Below are 20,095 nucleotides of genomic sequence, written 5' to 3' on the forward strand. Positions count from 1 at the left end.
ACCGGCAATCCTACCGGACCCTGACCTGGCCACCGACCGCCCGAGCCGCAGGTGCGCGCACCTCACGCACGTTCGCCGGAGACGCCGACCGGCTCGGCCGTCCGCGCGACGACCGCGGTGACCAGCGTCCGCATCTCCTCGAGGGTCGCGGCCAGAACCGCCACCGCTCGCTCGGTGTGGGGATGTCGCACCCGGACGTGGATGCCGTCGGAATCCCGCCAGAACCACCACTGCGCGGTGTCGGTGGGTTTGGAACTGGAGACCTGTTCGGCCCGTACGCCCGGATGCGGACCGGGCAGCCGCGTGTAGTCGACGTAGGACATCATGAAGACGTCGCTGCGGCGTTGGCGGAGTCGATGGCCGAAGGCGGCATAGACCGGCGTCAGGCCGATCTCGGCCAGCGGCAGTGCTGCGGCGAGCCGGGCGGTGTTCACGGGCACCGCCTCGAACAGATCGTCGCCGGCGGTGATCAGCAGCGGCGCGTTGCCGACCGACCAGCCGACACATCCTGGTCCGGCGCCGGTTCCGGTGGGCACCACGGTCGCCACCTCGGCGGGACCGCCGACGGTGTTGAGGGCCTTCGCCGCGCACGTGAGGACCGCGGGGTACGTCCGGCCACCGTGCCGATGGACCTCCGAACTGAAGGCCCGGGCCGTGTCGCCGGGCAGCAGGGTCGTCACCATCGTGCGCATGTCGGCGGCGGCCCCCGCCGGTACACCGAGGTCGACGGGGAACTCCGGGACCTGCCAGTCGGTCGCGGCGAGAAACCGTTCCCACTCACCCAGTCGGGCGTCGTCGGGGGCCACCGCCGCCTCCTCGCCGGCCACCCGGCACAGCGCGTCCAGGCCGGACTCCGCGGGCGCCAGCGCCGCGCCGGCGAGCAGTTCGCAGATCTCCGAGGACAGCAGTGCCATCGACCGCGCATCGACATAGCAGTGGTCGAAGCCGCAGATGAGTGTCGTGCTCGACGCCCGCCGGACGGCGGCCAGGAAGTGCGGTAGCGGCTCGAACGGGTTGCAGGTCGCGGTGATCCGCTCGGCCAGCGCGGCCGCGAACGCCGCGGGGCCGAGCCCGGCATCCGCCTCGCGCGAGCCCTCCCGCACATCGACGCCGCCGTGCAGCAGTCGCTGATATCCGGCGTCGGTGGCGGTGTAGTGGCTGCGCAGGACGTCGTGGCGCGCGATGACGGTCGACATCACCTCCCCCACCCGGCCCAGGTCGAGCCGCTCGGGGAAGTCGAGCGTGAGCGCGATCCAGCCGGGTTGCCCCTGCGCGATGGAGTCCAGATGGAACCGCTCGTTCTCCGACACCGGCGCGCTCGCCTGCGTCGAGATCCCCCCGGGTACCGGACGCCATCGGACCAGCTCCCCCGGTTCGACCTCCCATGTCTCCGAACTCGAGAGCTTCACCGCTCGGTCCTCTCGTTCGCGTAGTCGTTCAGGATGGCGCCGACCCGCGCGAGGTGGTCGACGACAGTCGTGCGCGCGACCTCGTTGTCGGGCAGATGACATCGGACGACCAGTCCATCGGGAGTGCGTGTGAACCACAGATTGGCATTCCGGGTGGGTCCGACGCCGCTCGAGGTCTGCATGGTCGCCAGCGCCGGGTCGTCACCGATCGGCAGCCGGCCCAGATCGGTGTAGGACACCATGTACGGGCTGCCGTCGAGGCCCCGGAAGGCGCCCTCGGCGGCGAGTAGCGCCAGAACCCCGTGCGCGGGCGCAGATCCCGCGTGGCGCGCGGCGCGCACGCTGTTCCCGGCGGTGCGCACGACATCGTCGAACGTCGCCGCCTCGGCGACCGGGAGGTCGACGACGATCGGCGCGAAATTGCACAACCAGCCCTGGGTCCACGCGGTCTCGGTGTCGCGGGTGGCCAGCACCGTGGAGACGAAGAACCGTGACTCCCCGGTGATCTCGCGGTGACGCACTGCCAGCGCGGCGTACAGGAGGCCGGCGAACCCGCCACCGGTCGCCGCCAGCCGGGCATCGCAGCGCGCGAGCGCGTCGGGGTCGAGCAGCCATTGTTCCACGGCTACCGCGGGTGCCGGGGCGGCGTCGGCGAGCCCCAGGTCGAGGGGGCACCGCGGTGCGCGACCGGCGTTGTCCGCCAGGGCATCCCGCCACACGGCCACCCGGTCGTCGTCCGCGGTGAGCGCGGCCGCGGCGGATCGCTCGGCGAGGATCGCCGGTCCGAAAGCGCCCGGGTCCGGCAGATCGGACCCGGCTCCCGTCCGATGCGCGCGGTACAGCGCGGTGATCTCGGCCAGGGCGAGCACCGACGAGTACCCGTCGCCGTGTGCGTGGTCCGTGGCGGCGAAGAAGGTGAAGCCGGCGTCGTCGACCGTCGCCGCCCACCACGAGCCCGGAACCAGTTCGGCACGAGCGCGTTCCGATGCCCGACGCCCCGCCCACGACCCGACGTCGGCGTCGTCCACCACGAGGGACTCGGCGGCGGCGACGTCGATCACGAACTCCTCCGCCGCGCTCACCCAGCGTTCGGGACCATCGGGCCCCGGCCGGTAGTGCGCGCGCAGTTCCTCGTGTCGCCGGACGAACTCGGTGAGCGCCGCGGCCATCGCGCCCTCGTCGAGGGGGCCGTCGAATCGCAGCGCGGCGAGCAGGAATCCGGTGTGGATCTCGCCGCGGCGCCGCTTGTCGCCCATCGTCGCGAGGTGATCGGACTGCAGGAAGGACACCCCGTCGCCCCACCGCTGCGCGGCACGGCCCACGCGTTCGGCGTCGCGCAGTTCCCATTCGACGGTCCGACCGCCGGACAGGTGCTCGCGGAGCGGCACGACCATCGAGCCCGCGGCACCGAACCGGGGCGTCGCGACCGCGGACCGCAGAGCGCCGGCCATCAGCTGCCGAGAGCGGCCGTCGATCCTCCGGTGTGCGCGCCGGCGGGCACGGACTCGACCGCTCGATAGGTGTATTCGCAGTCACCGTCGGCGACGATCTTCTTCAGGATGGCCTGGAACGTGGAGAGGAAGACCTCGACGGCACCGGCGTTCTCGTCGGCCGGGAATCGTGCGGACACGTTCACGCCGGTCGGGATCCGGTTGATCCAGAAGTAGACCTCGTCGGCGTCGCGCGTCGCGCTGCGCAGCACCCGCGCCTGGCGCGGGGTCCACTCCGCCGCGCCTTCGGCATGACGGAGATCGATGTAGGACACGACGAAACCGGGAGGCGTCACATCGCCGCCGATCAATTCGGCGACCGGCGCGAACGGAGCCGCCCCCACGCCCTTGTACTGCGCGGACGTCGCCGCGACCGCGGTCAGGGCATCGGTGAACTTCGCCGGGCGACCGGGCCGGACCGCGACGGGGATGATGCCGACGAACCAGCCGACGGCTTCGCCCCACTCGATGGCGTTCCGGGTGTGCACCGGTCCGATGAACCGCAGATCGGCACTGCCCGACAGCGCGGCGGAGGTCATCGACAGGGCGGTGTAGATCCCGGCCGTCATCGACGATCCGGCACCCTTGCAGACCGCGTCGAATCGCTTGGTCTCCGCGGCATCGAGCAGCCAGTGCGACAGCGTCGCCTGGAAACCGTTCTCCGGCAGTCTTTCCGAGACGATGGTGCGCGGCGAGTCGGACGGGACCTCGAACCGCGGGAAACGCGGGATCGGCTCGGGCTGCACGGCGGTCGGGGTGTCGTCGAAGAAGTCGCGCCACTGGCTGACCGCGGCGTTGTTCGCGTCGATCTGCTCGCCGAGCCTCCGCTCGGCGTCGCTGAAGTCGAGGTAGCTGCCGAACTCGTTGAGCGCGTGCGGTTCACCGGTCACCTCGGCGGCGTAGAGCGCGGTGAGCTCGCGAATGGCGAACACCTGCGTGTACGCGTCCATCACGGTGTGGTCAGCCGCGAACACCAGCAGGAACCCGCTGTCGTCGCCGGTCGGCTCCACCGTCACGGCGATGCAGTGCGGCCAGCTGAGGGGGGTGACCGTGCGGTTGAAGTAGTCGGTGACCAGTTCGGAGACCTCACCCGCGGGCAGGTCGGCCCCGAAACCCCGCTCGCGCACGGTGATCGCGTCGGCCGCGACGGTGATGCGCGTCAGGTCGCCCTGCGGGTGATGCGGCTCGTGGACGCGCACCGAGGTCCGGAAGGCCTCGTGGCGGCGATACCAGGCGATGATCGTGCGGGACAGGGCTTGCCGATCCAGCGGATGTTCGATCCGGAACGCCGTGCCGATCCACTGGCTGTACCACTCCGAACCCTCGCGCACGGCCCGGCGGGCGTGCTCGAGATGCATGTACGACAGCTGTCGGGAGTCCGTCTGCCATTCTTCGGCGTCGACCTGCGGCTCCCAGGCGGTGACGGTGCCGCCGGGCATCGAATAGTCGGTCAGCTCGGTGTATTCCATTGCAGTCCACCTACCTTCTGTCGTCTATGTGCGCCGTCGGCGCGGGTGTTCGGGTGCGGTCGTCGAGTGCGCCCGGCGCAGGGGGGTTCACAGGCCCAATCCGCGCCGGAGCGTCGGCCAGCTCTCGCGTTGCTGGTCGACCCAATAGGGCCATGAGTGCGTGCCCGGGTCGATGTAGCGGATGGTCGCCGGAACGTTCAGCCGATCGAGCCGGGCATCCAATTGCTGCGTGCACCAGAGGGAGCCGACCTCGATGGCGCCGCCGATGACCTGGCGGTCGGTCGGGTTCTCGTTGCCCGGGTAGCCCGGCGCGTCGTACCGGCCGGCACGTCCCGTGCCGGTGGAGACGTAGACGGTGGACCCCCGCAGGTTCGCGGCCTTGGCGACGACGTCGTGCTCGGCCCAGGCCGGATCGGTGGGCGGACCCCACATGTTGTCGGCGTTGCCGCCGAAGGCCGCCACGATCCCCCGGGGGTACGCCTGGCCCGCCGGACCCGTGGTGGTGAAGCACCCGCTGTAGGCCGCCACCGCGTCGTAGAAGCCCGGGTTCCGGACCGCGAGCACGAGAGCCGCGCCGGCACCCATGGAGAGACCGGCGATCCCGCGGACGCCGTTGCCGTCGAACCGCTCGTCGATCAGGGACGGCAACTCCCGGGTGAGAAATGTCTCCCACTTGTAGCGCCCGAGGGTCGGGTCGTCGCGCTGCCAGTCGGTGTAGAAGCTGCCGTCGCCCGCGATGGGCATGACGACGTTGACGTTCTTGTCGGCGTAGAACCCGGCCACGTCGGTCTTGAGCGTCCAGATGCTGTTGTTCGGGTCCTCTTCGTTGAGACCACCGAGCAGATAAAGCGACGGACGCGGCCCGGATTCTACGCGCGGCGTCACGACCTGGACCTTTATCGTCTTCCGCATCGACGCGGAGTACACGTCGACCAGGTGCTGATGCGGCCCGTCGGCGACTGTGCGCTCGATGAACGAACGTTCGACCCCGGTCCGCTCGACAGCGGGCGCGGCCGTCGCGGGGCCGGCCGAAACGAGCGGGCCGACGACGCCGATCGTCGCTGTCATTGCTCCGATTGCGAATAGGGTGCGCATTGTTCCGCGGCGAGGAAATGTCCGGCGGGAAATACCCGTCATGTCGTCGCGTCCTCCGAGTTCTGCGGGAAAGTCATCTTCTGACAAGGCTTTCGGGGCTGACAGACGTCATGGCAGCACCCCGGCGGGTCTCACGATGGTCACGACAGTAACCGGATCTAACCCGAATTGATAGTTCGGCAAGCTAATCGTGCAATCGCAAACCGCTCCTCAACAATCATGAGTCAAGTGGCGCAGCGCGACTTGTGGTAAGAAGCCTGCGGCGTCCGGGGCACTGTCGACACCCGTCGCCTGGCCTAGGGTTGGCTTACCTTAGCATGGCCCGGACGCTGGAACAGACCTCGAGTAGACGCCCGCGTACATCAACGGACGGCGTGCATCCATCAACGGCAGGGCAGACATGAACTTCGCATCCCTGGTCCGCCACGACGACCAGTCGTCGCCGGACCCCATCGTCGACCGGCTGACGGCCGACGACGACCTCTTCGTCCGGATGGATGTCGTCCTCGGTCTCCCCGTGGTGAATCAGACACTGTGGCGTTTCCCGGCCACGGTCTACGTCGACACCATCACCGCGCTGGGACAGAAACTCCGCCACGGACGCCTGAGCAGGCTCGTCGCGCGTCACCGAGGGCCCGGCCGCGCGTACTGGCGCTACACCCCGGAGGCAGGCGCGGTCGAGGTTCAGCACGATCCGGTGCCGGCCGGCGAGGAAGGGTCATGGGGACGCGCCCAGGCCGACGCCCCGCTCGACTTCGAGAACGGTCCGGCCTGGCGGCTCGTCGTCGCGCGGGCCGCGGCCGACGATTCCGTCCTGGTCTCGCTGATCATCTCCCATGTCATCGCCGACGGCGGGACCGGAGCGGTGGCGGTCATCGAGGCCATCCACGGCCTGGACTATGTCCCGGGCGCCGAACCCGGCCTGATCTCCGACGTCCGGGATGCCGCCGATCTGCTGTGGACCGCCGGCCGGACCGCGGTGCGGATCTGGCGCGCGAGTCGGTCCACCCCGCCGGCGTCGCCGGTGCGGGTGACCGGCCGGCCGACACCCGGCACCGACGTCTCCGACGCCGAGACCGCGCCGAATGTCACGGTCCTGATCCCCCAGGCGGACTACACCGCTGCGGCGACGTCACGGGGCGGCACCGACAACAGCCTGTTCGCCGCGCTGATGGTCGGCGTCCTGGAACGCAGCGGACGCGTCTCGCCCGGTGACGTGGTCCCGGTGTCGCTGCCCGTCTCGTCCCGGACGCTCGACGACCGGCGCGCGAATGCCAGTTCGGGCGCAACGGCTTTCGTGGAGGTCGACCCGCATCGCTACGAGGACCTCACGGCGGTGCGCACCGCCTGCAAGGACGCCTACGGGAGACTGGCCGCGAACTCGGGCGCCGTCGCGCAGCGAGCGGTCGTGCTGCAGGCGCTGAGCCGGTCGATCACGCGGCGCCTCGCCTCGAACGTGACCACGCCGCTGTGTCTGGCGTCGAACGTCGGCCAGGCGCCCGACGAATTCGCAACCCTCGGCACCGGGACACCCGGGGAGCTGTCGATCCGGGCCATCACCGCCACCGGCGACCCGGCTCGGCTACGGGATCGCAAGGGCGGCATCAGCGGCTGGCTCGCGATCAACGACGACCACGTGATGTTCAGCGTCAGTTCACTCGATCCCGTCCGTATACCCGACGCCGCATGTCTGCGGACCCTCGTCGACGACGAGCTCACCGCCTGGGGGATCTCCGGAAAGCTATGGGGCGCATGAGGTTCGCCTTCGCGGTGCACGGCAGCCGCGGGGACATCCAGCCGGCCATCGCCCTCGGAGCCGAGCTCGCCCGACGCGGTCACGAGGTACGGCTCGCCGTGCCGGAGGACCTGGTCGACATGACCGCTGCGTCGGGTCTGCCGACCCGGCTCCTGGCCCCCTCCACCGCCGAACTCCTGGCCAGTCCGCTGGTGAAAGAGCGTCTGAAGTCGAAGAATCCGCGCGTGCGCCTGCGGGCACTCGGCGACGTGGCCGAACACGGCCGCGCGACATCCGAGCGGGTGATGGCCGAACTCGCCGACACCTCGGATCTGCTGGTCACCGCCCCACTCGCCCAGGACCGTGGGGAGGCCATCTCCCGGAGTCGCGGAATCCCGTTCGTACCGTTGCACTACTGTCCGTTGCGCCCCAACGGAAGTCTCGACGTCCGCTATAGGCACTATCCCCGGCCCGTCTCCCGGGCCATGTGGACCCTCGCCGACCGCACGTACTGGCTGACGGTGCGCGGAGCCGACCGGCGCCTCCGCACCGAGCTCGGCCTGCCGCCGGCGAACGGCCCACTCGGACGTCGGCTTCGAGCGCGCGGTGTACCCGAGATCCAGGCCTACGACGCCGCGTTCTTCCCGGGCCTCGCCGAGGAATGGGGTGCGCAGCGCCCGCTGGTCGGTTTCCTGTTGCCCGACACCGCGACCCGGAACGCGATGTCGGCCGGCTCCGACGACACGACGGCCGCACTGGACTGGATCGCCGACGGCGAGCCGCCGGTCTACGTCGGTTTCGGCAGCATGAAGATCGGCGACGAGCAGATCGCCGGCATCGTGGCGACCCTGCTCGCTCGCGGCCTCCGGGTCGTCGGACACACCGAACACGCTCTGCCACATGATGATCGACTTCTGCACATCAGCAACCCCGTCGACCACGAAGTCCTGCTGCCGCAGTGCCGCGGCGCGGTCCATCATGGCGGTGCCGGCACCACCGCGGCTGCGGCTCGTGCGGGGATCCCGTCGGTCATCGCCTGGTTGAGCGCCGACCAGCCGATGTGGGCGGCCGCCCTGCGCCGAGCGAACGCCGGCGCGGGCAATCGTCTCGCCCGCTTCGGCCCGGACGATCTCGACCCGCTCACCGATCCCGCGATCGCGGCGGGCGCCGCACGGCTGGCCGTCCGCCTGACCCCGCCGGCCGCGGCGGTCGACCGGGCCTGCGACATCCTGCTGACCGCCGCGGGTTAGCCCGCGGCGTCCAGCAAGGCGGTCGCCACCGCGGCGATGCCCTCACCGCGGCCGGTCATGCCCAGCCCGTCGGTGGTCGTCGCCGACACCGAGACCGGGCCGCCGAGGGCGTCGGAGAGCACCTGTTGCGCCTCGGCGCGGCGCGGTCCGATCTTGGGCCGATTGCCCACGACCTGGACGGCCGCATTCACGACACGCAGCCCCTCCGCCTCGACGAGGGTGCGTACATGCGCGAGCATCTGCACACCCGAGACACCCTCCCACTCCGGACGACCGGTCCCGAACACCGAACCCACGTCGCCGAGACCGGCGGCCGAGAGCACTGCGTCGCAGAGCGCGTGAGCGCCGACGTCTCCGTCGGAGTGCCCTTCGCATCCGGGTTCGTCGGGGAAGAGCAGGCCGACCATCCAGCACTGGGCGGACGAGTCGACCCGATGGGCGTCGGTTCCGATGCCGACCCGCATCACCGGCCCACCACATCTCGCACGATGCGCAGGTCCCAGGGTGTGGTGATCTTCATGGCAAGTGGGTCTCCGGGGACGAGGTGGACGTCGATCCCGCATCTCTCGGCGAGACCGGCGTCGTCGGTGGCGAGACCGGAGGCGTCTTCATGAGCACGCCGGAGAGCCTCGCGGGTGAAACCCTGCGGCGTCTGCACGGCGCGCAACTCGTCGCGATCGACGGTCCGGGTCACGCGCTCGAGGCCGCCCGGGACTGCGACGACCTGCTTGAGGGTGTCGACCACGGGAATCGCGGGGACCACGGCCGGATGCCCGGAGCGAACCGCGTCGACCACGTCGGTGAAGACGCGCGCGGGTGTGAGCGGTCGGGCGGCGTCATGCACGAGCAGGATGCCGGCGTCGCCGGCGGCAGAGATCCCGGCGCGCACCGAATCGGACCGATGGGCACCACCGGCGACGACGATGACGTCGGGAAGCAGCGTGCGTGCCCGGTCGACGAGATCGACGGGCACCACGACGACGACCGACGCGCCCAGCGATGCCGGGATGTTGTCGACGCACCGCTCGATGATCGTGCGGCCGCAGAGGTCGACGAACGCCTTGGGGACCGGCTCGCCGAGCCGGGTACCCGACCCGGCGGCCGGGATGATGACACAGACATTTGCGCCGGATCGCTCCGGCGTGGTGGTCACTGAGAGTCCAGAACCAGTGGCGACCGGTGATCAGGAAGCGGCGGCGAGGACCTCGTCCAGCATGCTGGTGGCCTTCTCGTCGTCGGTGTTCTGGGCGAGCGACAGCTCGTCGACCAGAACGCGACGGGCGCGGGTCAGCATCCGCTTCTCGCCGGCCGACAGCCCACGATCCTGCTCGCGACGCCAGAGGTCGCGCACGATCTCGGCGACCTTGATGATGTCGCCCGAGATCAGCTTCTCCTGGTTCGCCTTGAACCGGCGCGCCCAGTTGGTCGGCTCCTCGGTGTGCGGCGCCCGCAGGACCTGGAAGACCTGGTCGAGACCCTCCTGGCCGACCACGTCGCGAACACCCACGTACTCGAGCTTCGTCGAGGGAATCTGAACGGTCATGTCACCGTCGGCAACCTTGAGAACAAGGTATTCGATCTGCTCACCCTTGATGGTCCGGGTCACGATGTCTTCGACCCGAGCAGCACCGTGATGGGGGTAAACGACGGTGTCGCCAACTTTGAAATTCAATGTTCCTTGCCCCTTTCGAGTAGAGCCAGTCTAGCACGGGCGTTCCGAGGCACCCACCCAACGGTGCAGGTCAACGCGGTGAACGCGTTTCATGACAGGCTCTTCCGAGGTCGCGAGGGGTGCGCGGTGAGGGTGGGCTACCCCACTGGAGGCCCCACCGGACGACGTTCGCGGCATGCCGCCGGCGACCCGTCGCCGCCCCGCGCGGCGGCCACTGCGGGACCGCCCGGCGACCCCCGGGAGACGCCGCGGCCGACCGCCCGCGACGCCCCGCGACACGCGACCGCCAGACCAATCGGGTACCCGGCCGGACTTTTCCGCACCACGCCCACTACGCTGCGTAGTGCAGGGTTTCGCGCGCTGCATGTCGGCTTCGTTTGACCTGGGAGGATCGGGTGTCAGTGCTTTCACTTTCCGCGCGGCGGTCGGCGGTTCGGCCATCTCGCATGGTGACCGCGGTTGCTGCGATCGGCATCGCCGTCGCCCTGGGCACCACCGGGTGCGGTGCGGGTCAGATCTCGCAGACCGCCAATCAGCTCCCCGCGGTGAACGGCGCGAACGTCAACGTCGACCAGCTCGAGCTCCGGGACGTGCAGATCCTGTACCCCGAGGACGACGCATCGACCGTCTTCGGCGACGGCGGACCGTTCGAGCTCGCGTTCGTGGTCGCCAACTCCGATCCCCTGGTCTACTACCGCCTCAAGGAGATCCGGCCGGAAGAGGGCCAGGTGACCTTCGTCGAGGGTGCCGAGGCCGACGACCGGGTCATCCCGCCCAACGGCGCACTCCGCGGCGGCACCCCGGTGGGCGCCAACCCCGAGTTCGAGAAGCGCCTCAGCGTGAAGCTGGACAACACGGGCGACACCGTCGCGGCCGGTCTGACCACCGAACTGACCTTCGCCTTCGAGAAGCGCGAGGCCGACGGCCGCTGGGTCGATGCCGGTGAGACCACCGTCGACACCCCGGTCGACGGCGGCGCGAAGCTCGAACGCCAGGACGTGGCGCGCAACGCCGAGCCGACGTTCTACAACCAGGGTCACGGCGACGAGGGCCACGCCGAAGAGGGCACCGGCGAACACGGCGCCGACGGCGAGGGCAACGGCGAGGGCGGCCACTGACCCCGCACGATCCCACGTCACGACGAGGTCCGGCGATCATCGCCGGGCCTCGTTCGTCTTGTCGGGACCGGCACCTAGGCTGACCGGGTGGCCAAGACCAAGTCCTCGTTCCGCTGCACCGGCTGCGGCCATCAGGTACCCAAATGGGTGGGCCGCTGCCCGGACTGCGGCGAGTGGGGCACGGTCGGTGAGGTCACCGACGTGGCGACGTCGTCGCGCTCGACAGCGGCGGTGGCGCCGTCGAGTCCGGCGTTGCGCATCACCGAGGTCGACGCCCAGACATCGGCTGCGATCCCGACCGGCATCGGCGAGCTCGACCGGGTACTCGGACGCGGCGTCGTGCCGGGTTCGGTCATCCTCCTGGCCGGCGAGCCCGGCGTCGGCAAGTCCACGCTGCTGCTCGAGGCCGTCAAACACTGGGCGGCACAGGACCGCACCGCGCTCTACATCACCGGCGAGGAGTCGGCCGGGCAGGTCCGCATGCGCGCCGAGCGCACCGGCGCGGTGCATCCGAACGTCTACCTGGCCGCGGAGACCGATCTCGCGACCATCCTGGGCCACGTCGACTCGGTGGCACCCTCCCTCATGATCGTCGACTCGGTGCAGACCCTCGTCGCGTCCGGGGCCGACGGCGTGACCGGCGGCGTCACCCAGATCCGCGCCGTCACCACCGCCCTGGTCTCGCTCGCCAAGAACCGCGGGGTCGCGGTCATCCTGGTCGGTCACGTCACCAAGGAGGGCGCGGTCGCCGGGCCGCGGTCCCTCGAGCACCTCGTCGATGTCGTACTCGCCTTCGAGGGTGACCGGCACTCGACGCTGCGGATGGTCCGCGGCGTCAAGAACCGATTCGGCGCCGCCGACGAGGTGGGGTGTTTCGAACAGCGCGACGACGGCATCCATCAGGTACCCGACCCGTCGGGAATCTTTCTGCACCAACGGGATTCAGACGTGAGCGGCAGCGCCACGCTGGTGACGATGGACGGCAAGCGCGCCCTCGTCGGGGAGGTCCAGGCGCTGGCGAACGGCACCGAGATGAACATCCCGCGGCGCGCGGTGTCCGGCCTGGACATGAACCGGGTATCGATGGTCCTGGCCGTCCTGCAGGCACGCGGGGGCCTGAAGCAGATCGCGAAGAGCGAGGTCTATCTGTCCACCGTGGGCGGCATGCGCGTGACCGAGCCGGCCGCCGATCTCGCCATCGCTCTCGCCGTCTACTCGACGGTGAAGAACCAACCCATCCCGCAGTCGACGGTCGTCATCGGCGAAGTCGGGCTCGGCGGCGAGGTCCGACGCGTCTCGGCGGTCGCCCGCCGGCTCGCCGAGGCGAAGCGACTCGGCTTCCGGGAGGCCATCATCCCCGCCGCCACGGACGAGGAACTGCCGAAGGGCATCCGGATCCTGCGCGTCGCGAACATCGGGGACGCCGTCGGTCTCCGCACCGCGAACCCGGTGGACGCCCCCTTCTGACCGGCTGCGTCCCTACGGATACATCCGCCGTTTGTACTCCTCGGCCCGGGCGCTCTTGTCGACGTGCTCCGCGAAATGCTTGCGCACGTCGATCGTCACGAAGATCGCATGCGCGCTGGCCACCGGCTTGTCCGGGTCGCCGAGGTGGGCGATCGCCTCGGTGAAGATCTTCCGCCGCTGGCGCCCCAGCAGGTTGCCGTGGAACCGCAGCGTCGAGCCCACCGGGATCGGGCGGATGTAGTCCACCTCCAGATGCACCGTCACCCCCGACGGCCCGATCAGGAGCGGGATGGTCCCCATCACCTCGTCGAAGGCGGTGCTCAGGATGCCGCCGTGGATGACGCCGGGGCCGCCCTCCATCCGCGTCTCGACCTCCATCGACGCGTCGACGGTGAATCCCTCACCGGCGTGGACCACCAGGTGCAGTCCCTGCGGCGAATCCGGCCCGCAGCCGAAGCACGTGGGGTTGTGCATCCGCACGGGTTCACCCGCCTTCGCCGCCTTGGGGTGGCGTTCCACCTCGTCCAGCTCGTCGGGCACCACAAAACTGCTGCTCTTCACACCCCGGTACCCTAGTCACATCGCAACGGCCGATGTCGCGGGGCATCTGGCCCGGTCGCGAAGACCGGTCGCGGAGAAGGGGAGACATGGTCGCCGAAGTCGTGAGATCCGAGCTGACGCGTGAGACGGTGGCGCGCGTCGCGCCCGGCACCGGGCTCCGTGACGGTCTCGAGCGCATCCTCCGCGGCGGCACCGGCGCCCTGATCGTGCTGGGCCACGACTCCGACGTGGAGAAGATCTGCGACGGCGGTTTCCACCTCGACGTCGAATTCGCGCCGACGAGACTGCGTGAGCTGGCCAAGATGGACGGCGCGGTGGTGCTCTCGACCGACGGCAAGCGCATCGTCCGCGCCAACGTCCAGCTGGTCCCCGACCCCTCGATACCCACCGAGGAGTCCGGTACCCGCCACCGGGCGGCCGAGCGGACCGCCATCCAGACCGGACATCCGGTGATCTCGGTGAGCGCGTCGATGTCCATCGTGAGCGTCTACGTCGACGGCGCCCGGCGCGTCGTCGAGAGCCCGGACCCGATCCTGTCCCGCGCGAACGTCGCCCTGGCCACGCTCGAGCGGTACAAGGCCCGGCTCGACGAGGTGATCTCGGCGCTCTCGCGCGCGGAGATCGAAGACTATGTGCTGCTGCGCGACGCCATGTCGACCGCCCAGCGCATGGAGATGGTCCGTCGGGTGTCGGTGGAGATCGAGGAGTACGTCCTCGAACTCGGCGTCAACGGCCGCCAGGTCAGCCTGCAGCTCGAGGAACTGATCAGCGACAACGACACCATGCGCGAACTCCTCGTCCGCGACTACTACGCCAGCCCGGAACCGGCCACCGCCGAAGATGTCCGCCAGGCGCTCGAGGTCGTCGAGAACCTCAGCGACGCAGACCTTCTCGATCTGACTCTGCTGGCCGGCGCCTTCGGGTACCCGACCACCATCGAAGCCCAGGACACCGCGATGAGTCCTCGCGGTTACCGGCTGCTCGCCCGGATCTCACGGCTGCAGTTCGCGCATGTCGACCGGCTCGTGCGCAGCTTCGGCACACTGCAGGCACTGCTCGCGAGTTCGTCGGCCGACCTGCAGGCGGTCGAGGGAATCGGCAGCATCTGGGCCCGCCACATCCGCGAAGGTCTGTCCCGGCTGGCGGAGACCAGCATCGAACGCTACGACTAGTCCCGGTCTCGTGGTCCCGGCCTCGCTCAGGGCTCCTGCGCCGGCGCGACCATGTTGAACGTGATCGGGAACGACTCACGCTCACCGATCTTGCCGATCGCCGAGTACGAACCGGCGGGCACCTGGGTCCGCGGACGCTCACAGCCGGGGCTGCTCGTGGTTCCCGACCAGGTGATGGTGTCCTTGACCTGCTGCGCGGGCTTGAGCACGACGTTGTTCACCGTGTTCAGCGGCGAGCAGTCGCGCGCCGACCACAGCGTGCGGGTGCCGTCGAGGGTCCGCACGATGACGTTCTGGACGGCCTTGCCGACGTCGCGGGTGCACTCGGACAGTCCCGCATTGGTGGTCACGATGGTGAACACCGGGTTCTGTCCGATCGTGTAGGTCGGCTTGTCGGTGTACAGGACCACCGAGATCGCCTGATCCGGACAGAGGGCGGGACCGCCGGCCCCTCCGGGTACCCCTGCGGGGCTTGCCGATTCGGCGGGACTCGACGCACCCGCGGGCGGCCCGGCGGGTGCGCCCGAACCGTCGGCACCCCCGCCCGCCCCACCACCGGCGTCCGGCTCGCCCGACGCGCCACCGGCCTGCGGTTCCGAAGCGGGTGGTGCCGACGTCGTCGACGACGCCGACGAACTCGACGACACGCTCGCGGCAGCAGCGGTGTTCTGGGGATCTCCGCTCCCCGACGTCATCCAGACGATCAGTGCGACGACCAGACCGACCATGACCAGCGCACCACCCACGGCGACGGCGCGGCGTCGCCAGTAGATCTCGGGTGGCAGCGGGCCCTGGGGTTCGATCACGCCCACCACGCTAACGGCCGGGTCTTGACTTCCGGCTGATCACGTGCGGCGTGTCGCACCCGAAAAGCGGCCCGGAGCAGGCAAAGTCTAGAGTTCGCCTTCAGGTTTGCCGGCCCCTGACGAGGCCCCGGGCGCTCGGCGCGTCAGGCGGATTCGGCGGTCACGGCGGTGGGCGAGGGACGCTCACCGATGTCGCCATAGACCCCCTGGACGTTGACCTGTCCCTCGTTGAGCTGGTAGGTCAGGCCCACGATCGCCAGGCGGCCGGTGCTGATCCGGTCGGCGATGATGCGGCTGCGCTGCATGAGCAGCTGGCCGGTCTCCACCACGTGGCGGGCCTCGAACTCGTCGACGCGGGTCAGGCCCTCACTGCGACCGGCGAGGATGCTCGGGGTGACGCGCTCCACGACGTCGCGAATGTATCCGCCGGGGATCTGGAGGTCGTCGAGCGCGTCGAGGGTCGCCTTGACCGCTCCGCAGCTGTCGTGTCCGAGGATGACGATGAGCGGGACCTGCAGCACCTCGACGGCGTACTCGAGCGAGCCCAGGACCGCGGAGTCGATCACGTGGCCGGCCGTGCGGACGACGAACATGTCGCCGAGTCCCTGGTCGAAGATGATCTCGGCGGAGAGCCGCGAGTCGGCGCAACCGAAGAGCACGACGTGGGGGTGTTGACCCCCGGCGAGTCGCGCGCGGTCCTCGATACCCTGGCTGGGATGCTGAGATTCACCCGTCACAAATCGGTCGTTTCCGTCGCGCAGGATGCGCCACGCCTCCCGTGGTGTGTTTGCGGTCATGCCCAATAGTGTGCCACCGGGCCGTCTGCTCGGTTGGTTCGATACCCATGAACGAGATCTCCCGTGGCGCGATCCGTCCTGCACCGGCTGGCAGATCCTCATCAGCGAGATCATGTTGCAGCAGACGCCGGTGTCGAGGGTCGTCGGACCGTGGCAGGAGTGGGTTCGGCGCTGGCCGGTTCCCTCGGCGATGGCCGCCGAACCGGCCGGCGAGGTGCTGCGCGCGTGGGGCAAGCTCGGCTACCCACGCCGCGCGCTTCGCCTCCACGAGTGCGCAAAGGTGCTGGCCGCCGAGCACGACGATCGCGTACCCGACGACGTCGAGACGATGCTGACCCTGCCCGGGATCGGGGATTACACGGCGCGGGCGGTCGCCTGCTTCGCCTACGGCCAGACCGTGCCGGTCGTGGACACCAACGTCCGGCGGGTCATCGTCCGCGCGGTTCACGGCCGCGAGCAGCCGGCGAACCCGTCGCGGCGGGACATCGCCGACGCCGAGGCCCTGCTCCCGCGCTCCGACGACGGCTCCTACGCCGCATCGGCCCCGCGCTTCTCGGCGGCACTGATGGAGCTCGGCGCACTCGTGTGTACCGCTCGGAACCCCAAGTGCGACAACTGCCCTCTCGTCGATTGCACCTGGGTCGGGCTCGGCCGGCCGGCCCATGCCGGGCCACCGCGCCGGGTGCAGAAGTTCGCCGGCACCGACCGTCAGGTACGCGGACTGCTCCTGGACGTCCTTCGCAACTCGAACGATTCGGTCGATCGCGCCGCCCTCGACGTCGTGTGGACCTCGGACACCGCCCAGCGCGACCGCGCCCTGGACTCACTGCTCGTGGACGGACTGGTCGAGATCACCGCGAACGGCCGGTACTGCCTGGCAGGCGAGGCATGACACCGGCCCGGCGACACGCGGTCGACGATTCTGGGACGACTGTGCCGGTCCGGGTCCGCGAACCCGCCTCCGGGAACCCATAATTCGTGCCACGATCATTGACCAGTCGTTTGATCGTTCAGAGATAGTCTCCCGCCGGGGGCGGATCGTTGCTAATGTCCCGGTCCATGAGTCAGCCGCCGTATCCCCCTGTCCCGCCACCGGACCCGCAGCAGCCGGGCGGCTTCCCCGGCCAGCAGCCGCCGCAGTACGGGCAGCAGCCACCGCCGCCGCCCCAGTACGGGCAGCAGCCTCCCCAGCAGCCGCCGTACGGCCAGCAGCCGCCGCAGCAACCCCAGTACGGCCAGGCGCCCCCGCCGCCGCCTCCCGGTGGCCCGCAGTACGGCGACGCCGGGGCCTACCCCGGCGCCCCCGACCCCTACGGCGCACCAGGGGACACGGGCAAGATCGACGTGGGCACCGCGTTCTCGTGGGCCTTCGGCAAGTTCAAGAACAACGTCGGCGCGATGATCCTGCCCGGACTCGCGGTGTTCTTGCTGGGCGCCGCGCTCATCGCGGTTGGATTCTCAGCAGCTGCGCTGTTCGGCACCACCGAGACGACCACCGACGAATACGGATTCACCTATACCGAGACATCGCTGGGCGTTGGCGGATCGATTCTCTTCGGCTTGGTCTATCTCGTATTCATCCTTGGCCTCCTCTACATCCAGGCCAGCATCATCTCCGGTGCGGTTCGCGTCGCGAACGGCGAACCGGTGACGGCGAAGTCGTTCCTCACCCCGATCCGGTTCGGGCCGGTCATCGGCACCGCGATCCTGGTCGGACTCATCACGGGGATCGGTTACGTGCTGTGCATCATCCCCGGCATCATCGCGATGTTCTTCCTGATGTTCTCGGTCGTCGCGACCATCGACAAGAGCCTGTCCCCCGTCAACGCGATGAAGGCATCCTTCGAGCTGACCAAGTCGAAGGTCGGCGACTCGATCCTGACCCTGCTGGTCACCTACGCCATCAACCTCGTCGGTGTGCTCGTCTGCTACGTCGGCCTGATCGTCGCGGCTCCGGTCGCCCAGCTGTTCCTCGTGCACTGCTGGCGTCGGCTCACCGGCGCACCCATCGCGCCCGCCGATCCCGCCTGACCGAATCCCAACCCGACTCGGGGCGCACACGATTCGTCGTGTGCGCCCCGATGTCGTTGTGCGCCAGCGTCAGAGGTCGAGTCCGGAGAGGAATGCCTCCACCGCACCGCGGTACACGTGCGGCGCGTCGTCGTGGACCAGGTGCCCGGCGTCCGGCACGCGGATGAACGTGGCGTGGTCATTCTCCGCGCACATCGTCCGCATCTGCCCGGGTGGGGTGACCCCGTACTCGGCCTCGATCAGCAACGTCGGAACGCGGACCGAACGCCACTGGATCCAGAAGTCGCGCCGGCCCCATTCCTCGGCGATCGCGGCCCACAACGGAATCCGGCCGTGCAGGCGTCCGCTGTCGAATGCCTCGAAGAAATAGCGGCCGGCCACCGGCCCGAACATCGCCGCGGCCTCGGACTCGGACGCGAACCGCTCCGGCCAGGACTCGAACCACGGGGTCCAGTTCGTCGTGGACCGCCCGCGGAAGTCGGGGGCCATGTCCTCCACCACCAGCGCGGCGACCAGTTCCGGGTACTCCGCCGCCGTGCACCAGGCGTGGAGGGCTCCCATCGAATGCCCGATGAGGACCGCCGGCCCGCGGTCGATCCAGGTGAGGACCTCGGCGAGGTCGGCGACGAACCGTTCGGTCGCGAGTTCGCGGTCGTCGCAGGGATCCTCGGCATCGGCCCCGGTGTGGAAGGCGGCGTCGAAGGTGAACACCCGGCCGTACCGGCGCAGCCAGGGGATCTGGCGCCGCCACGTACGGCCGCGCCCCATCAGTCCGTGGAGCAACACGATGGGCGCGGCCGGGCGACCCGACGGACCGTGCGCGTCGTCGGCGAGGTCGGGGCCGCCGTGATCGCGGAGTCCGGTCTCCTGCGGAACCTCACCGTCGAACATGCCAGAACTGTAGTCGCAGAGGCGTAGTGACACCGACGACCGGAGCATGTGTCGGCGTTCGCTCCGACCGCCCGTGCGCAGCGCCTATGGTGGACGCATGTCTGTTGTGAAGATCAATGCCATCTCCGTCCCCGAGGGTGCGGGCCCCGAACTGGAGAAGCGATTCGCCAATCGCGCCCACTCGGTGGACGGGTCCAAGGGTTTCCTCGGATTCCAGCTGCTCCGCCCCGTCAAGGGCGACGATCGCTACTTCGTCGTCACCGAGTGGGAGTCGGAGGAGGATTTCCAGGCCTGGTCGGCGGGGCCGGCCCGCGAGGCGCACTCCGGCGAGCGCGCCAAGCCGGTCGCCTCGGGCGCCGATCTGCTCGAGTTCGAGGTCGTGCTCGACGCGCGCCCCAGAGCCTGAGACGAGCGCATCCTGACCGCCGACCCGGCGGCCGGCGATGTCCTCGTCGCGCCGGTGTTCCCGCTCGGCACCGCGCTGGTGCCGGGCGCGGAACTGCCCCTGCGCATCTTCGAACCGCGCTATCGGCAGATGCTGGACGACCACGCCGACACGGCCACCGACCCGCCGACGATCCGGTTCGGCGTGGTGCTGATCGAACGTGGTTCCGAGGTCGGCGGCGGCGAGACACGATGCGAGGTCGGCACGTTGGCGCACGCCGAGATCACGGGCCGGCTGCCCGACGGTCGTGCGTCGCTGACCGCGATCGGACGCCGACGGTTCCGCGTCGTCGAATGGCTGCCCGACGACCCGTATCCCCGCGCCCGGGTCACGGTGTTGCCCGAACAGACGCCGAGCAACTCCGACCTCGCCCGTCTGCGGACTCTCGACGAACGACTCCGCGAGTTGACCCGGCAGAAGTTCACCGCCGCCGGCGAGGACCCGGAGCCGATCCTCGCGGCGTACGCCCTCATCGATGCCGACCCCCGGGCCGCGGACCTCTCGCCCGTGCACCGGTGGGCGGCGCGGACCGCGGGACAGCCGCATGACCAGCAACGGATTCTCGAAGCCGACGATCCGGCCGAGCAGCTCGAGATCCTCGAGGACGTGATGCAGGGAATGGAGGCCAGAGTGGCCTTCGGCAGTTCCTGACGACCACCCCTGGCATCAGAGTTAGAACGTGTTCTA

At 69.8% G+C, this 20,095-nt stretch carries 20 protein-coding genes; 9 read left to right on the forward strand and 11 right to left on the reverse strand.

Going from position 1 to position 20,095, the window contains the following annotated elements; translation table 11 throughout:
• Positions 1–62: 62 nt before the first annotated feature.
• From CA982_RS12995 to CA982_RS13010, 4 genes are all read right to left on the reverse strand, one after another.
• Entirely contained in the window at positions 63–1,409 is a 1,347-nt protein-coding gene (locus CA982_RS12995; protein WP_086535731.1) for a condensation domain-containing protein, read from the reverse strand.
• Positions 1,406–2,860 (reverse strand): condensation domain-containing protein, encoded by a 1,455-nt coding sequence (locus CA982_RS13000; RefSeq protein WP_086535732.1) that lies wholly within the window; start codon positions 2,858–2,860, stop codon positions 1,406–1,408. Before CA982_RS13000 ends, CA982_RS12995 begins: the two co-directional genes overlap by 4 nt.
• Positions 2,860–4,368 carry a condensation domain-containing protein gene (locus CA982_RS13005; protein WP_086535733.1) on the reverse strand — a complete coding sequence of 503 codons (1,509 nt, stop codon included), beginning with the start codon at positions 4,366–4,368 and terminating at the stop codon, positions 2,860–2,862. Before CA982_RS13005 ends, CA982_RS13000 begins: the two co-directional genes overlap by 1 nt.
• Positions 4,369–4,455: 87 nt before the next feature.
• The gene (locus CA982_RS13010) at positions 4,456–5,436 is read right to left on the reverse strand and encodes an alpha/beta hydrolase (RefSeq protein WP_086535734.1); all 981 of its coding nucleotides are present in this window, start codon (positions 5,434–5,436) and stop codon (positions 4,456–4,458) included.
• A gap of 427 nt (positions 5,437–5,863) precedes the next feature.
• Here CA982_RS13010 and CA982_RS13015 point away from each other — a divergent pair, with 427 nt between their 5' ends.
• Positions 5,864–7,219, forward strand: a complete 1,356-nt coding sequence (locus CA982_RS13015) for a non-ribosomal peptide synthetase (RefSeq protein ID WP_086535735.1) — start codon at positions 5,864–5,866, stop codon at positions 7,217–7,219.
• Positions 7,216–8,448 carry a nucleotide disphospho-sugar-binding domain-containing protein gene (locus tag CA982_RS13020; RefSeq protein WP_086535775.1) on the forward strand — a complete coding sequence of 411 codons (1,233 nt, stop codon included), beginning with the start codon at positions 7,216–7,218 and terminating at the stop codon, positions 8,446–8,448. The genes CA982_RS13015 and CA982_RS13020 overlap by 4 nt, the downstream gene beginning before the upstream one ends.
• Here the strand turns inward: CA982_RS13020 and ispF are convergent.
• The 3 genes from ispF to CA982_RS13035 are packed head-to-tail and all read right to left on the reverse strand — an operon-like array spanning position 8,445 to position 10,120.
• The gene (ispF, locus tag CA982_RS13025; RefSeq protein WP_086535736.1) at positions 8,445–8,912 is read right to left on the reverse strand and encodes a 2-C-methyl-D-erythritol 2,4-cyclodiphosphate synthase; all 468 of its coding nucleotides are present in this window, start codon (positions 8,910–8,912) and stop codon (positions 8,445–8,447) included. The two genes, CA982_RS13020 and ispF, sit on opposite strands and share 4 nt — an antisense overlap.
• Entirely contained in the window at positions 8,912–9,601 is a 690-nt protein-coding gene (ispD, locus tag CA982_RS13030) for a 2-C-methyl-D-erythritol 4-phosphate cytidylyltransferase (RefSeq protein WP_086535737.1), read from the reverse strand. Before ispD ends, ispF begins: the two co-directional genes overlap by 1 nt.
• 30 nt (positions 9,602–9,631) lie before the next feature.
• A complete protein-coding gene (locus tag CA982_RS13035; protein ID WP_004020903.1) occupies positions 9,632–10,120 on the reverse strand; it encodes a CarD family transcriptional regulator in 489 nt (162 codons plus the stop codon).
• A gap of 446 nt (positions 10,121–10,566) precedes the next feature.
• On the opposite strand from CA982_RS13035, the gene CA982_RS13040 reads away from it, so the two are divergent.
• Together CA982_RS13040 and radA are read left to right on the forward strand one after the other, a co-directional pair.
• On the forward strand, positions 10,567–11,238 hold the full coding sequence (locus tag CA982_RS13040; RefSeq protein WP_086535738.1) for a hypothetical protein: 672 nt from the start codon (positions 10,567–10,569) through the stop codon (positions 11,236–11,238).
• 87 nt (positions 11,239–11,325) lie between these two features.
• Entirely contained in the window at positions 11,326–12,705 is a 1,380-nt protein-coding gene (gene radA, locus CA982_RS13045; RefSeq protein ID WP_086535739.1) for a DNA repair protein RadA, read from the forward strand.
• Between the two features lie 12 nt (positions 12,706–12,717).
• On the opposite strand, the gene CA982_RS13050 is transcribed toward radA, so the two are convergent.
• Positions 12,718–13,266, reverse strand: a complete 549-nt coding sequence (locus tag CA982_RS13050) for a PaaI family thioesterase (RefSeq protein ID WP_086535740.1) — start codon at positions 13,264–13,266, stop codon at positions 12,718–12,720.
• A gap of 86 nt (positions 13,267–13,352) precedes the next feature.
• On the opposite strand from CA982_RS13050, the gene disA reads away from it, so the two are divergent.
• On the forward strand, positions 13,353–14,438 hold the full coding sequence (disA, locus tag CA982_RS13055; protein WP_064569491.1) for a DNA integrity scanning diadenylate cyclase DisA: 1,086 nt from the start codon (positions 13,353–13,355) through the stop codon (positions 14,436–14,438).
• Between the two features lie 26 nt (positions 14,439–14,464).
• Here the strand turns inward: disA and CA982_RS13060 are convergent, their stop codons facing one another.
• Entirely contained in the window at positions 14,465–15,244 is a 780-nt protein-coding gene (locus CA982_RS13060; protein ID WP_086535776.1) for a hypothetical protein, read from the reverse strand.
• A 143-nt stretch (positions 15,245–15,387) separates the two neighbouring features.
• Entirely contained in the window at positions 15,388–16,041 is a 654-nt protein-coding gene (locus CA982_RS13065) for a carbonic anhydrase (RefSeq protein WP_086535741.1), read from the reverse strand.
• Between CA982_RS13065 and CA982_RS13070 the strand changes: the two genes are divergently transcribed.
• Together CA982_RS13070 and CA982_RS13075 are read left to right on the forward strand one after the other, a co-directional pair.
• A complete protein-coding gene (locus CA982_RS13070) occupies positions 16,040–16,933 on the forward strand; it encodes an HhH-GPD family protein (protein ID WP_086535742.1) in 894 nt (297 codons plus the stop codon). The genes CA982_RS13065 and CA982_RS13070 overlap by 2 nt on opposite strands.
• A gap of 167 nt (positions 16,934–17,100) precedes the next feature.
• The gene (locus CA982_RS13075; RefSeq protein WP_086535777.1) at positions 17,101–18,072 is read left to right on the forward strand and encodes a hypothetical protein; all 972 of its coding nucleotides are present in this window, start codon (positions 17,101–17,103) and stop codon (positions 18,070–18,072) included.
• Positions 18,073–18,141: 69 nt separating this feature from the next.
• Here CA982_RS13075 and CA982_RS13080 read toward each other — a convergent pair whose 3' ends face one another.
• Complete coding sequence (locus CA982_RS13080) at positions 18,142–18,963, reverse strand: alpha/beta fold hydrolase (RefSeq protein WP_086535778.1); 822 nt, start codon at positions 18,961–18,963, stop codon at positions 18,142–18,144.
• A gap of 97 nt (positions 18,964–19,060) precedes the next feature.
• Here CA982_RS13080 and CA982_RS13085 point away from each other — a divergent pair, with 97 nt between their 5' ends.
• Both CA982_RS13085 and CA982_RS13090 read left to right on the forward strand, forming a co-directional pair.
• A complete protein-coding gene (locus CA982_RS13085; protein WP_086535743.1) occupies positions 19,061–19,369 on the forward strand; it encodes an antibiotic biosynthesis monooxygenase family protein in 309 nt (102 codons plus the stop codon).
• A gap of 54 nt (positions 19,370–19,423) precedes the next feature.
• A complete protein-coding gene (locus CA982_RS13090; RefSeq protein WP_208617938.1) occupies positions 19,424–20,059 on the forward strand; it encodes an LON peptidase substrate-binding domain-containing protein in 636 nt (211 codons plus the stop codon).
• The last annotated feature ends 36 nt before the right edge of the window (positions 20,060–20,095 follow it).

This window comes from Gordonia lacunae, from assembly GCF_002149015.1.
Taxonomy (GTDB): Bacteria; Actinomycetota; Actinomycetes; order Mycobacteriales; family Mycobacteriaceae; genus Gordonia; species Gordonia lacunae.

Coding starts and splice junctions, on each gene's coding strand:
- CA982_RS13000 (WP_086535732.1), bottom strand. CDS start 2,860: ATGGCCGGCGCTCTGCGGTCCGCGGTCGCGACGCCCCGGTTCGGTGCC.
- CA982_RS13005 (WP_086535733.1), bottom strand. CDS start 4,368: ATGGAATACACCGAGCTGACCGACTATTCGATGCCCGGCGGCACCGTC.
- CA982_RS13010 (WP_086535734.1), bottom strand. CDS start 5,436: ATGACAGCGACGATCGGCGTCGTCGGCCCGCTCGTTTCGGCCGGCCCC.
- CA982_RS13015 (WP_086535735.1), top strand. CDS start 5,864: ATGAACTTCGCATCCCTGGTCCGCCACGACGACCAGTCGTCGCCGGAC.
- CA982_RS13020 (WP_086535775.1), top strand. CDS start 7,216: ATGAGGTTCGCCTTCGCGGTGCACGGCAGCCGCGGGGACATCCAGCCG.
- ispF (WP_086535736.1), bottom strand. CDS start 8,912: ATGCGGGTCGGCATCGGAACCGACGCCCATCGGGTCGACTCGTCCGCC.
- CA982_RS13040 (WP_086535738.1), top strand. CDS start 10,567: ATGGTGACCGCGGTTGCTGCGATCGGCATCGCCGTCGCCCTGGGCACC.
- disA (WP_064569491.1), top strand. CDS start 13,353: ATGGTCGCCGAAGTCGTGAGATCCGAGCTGACGCGTGAGACGGTGGCG.
- CA982_RS13070 (WP_086535742.1), top strand. CDS start 16,040: ATGCCCAATAGTGTGCCACCGGGCCGTCTGCTCGGTTGGTTCGATACC.
- CA982_RS13065 (WP_086535741.1), bottom strand. CDS start 16,041: ATGACCGCAAACACACCACGGGAGGCGTGGCGCATCCTGCGCGACGGA.
- CA982_RS13075 (WP_086535777.1), top strand. CDS start 17,101: ATGAGTCAGCCGCCGTATCCCCCTGTCCCGCCACCGGACCCGCAGCAG.
- CA982_RS13080 (WP_086535778.1), bottom strand. CDS start 18,963: ATGTTCGACGGTGAGGTTCCGCAGGAGACCGGACTCCGCGATCACGGC.
- CA982_RS13085 (WP_086535743.1), top strand. CDS start 19,061: ATGTCTGTTGTGAAGATCAATGCCATCTCCGTCCCCGAGGGTGCGGGC.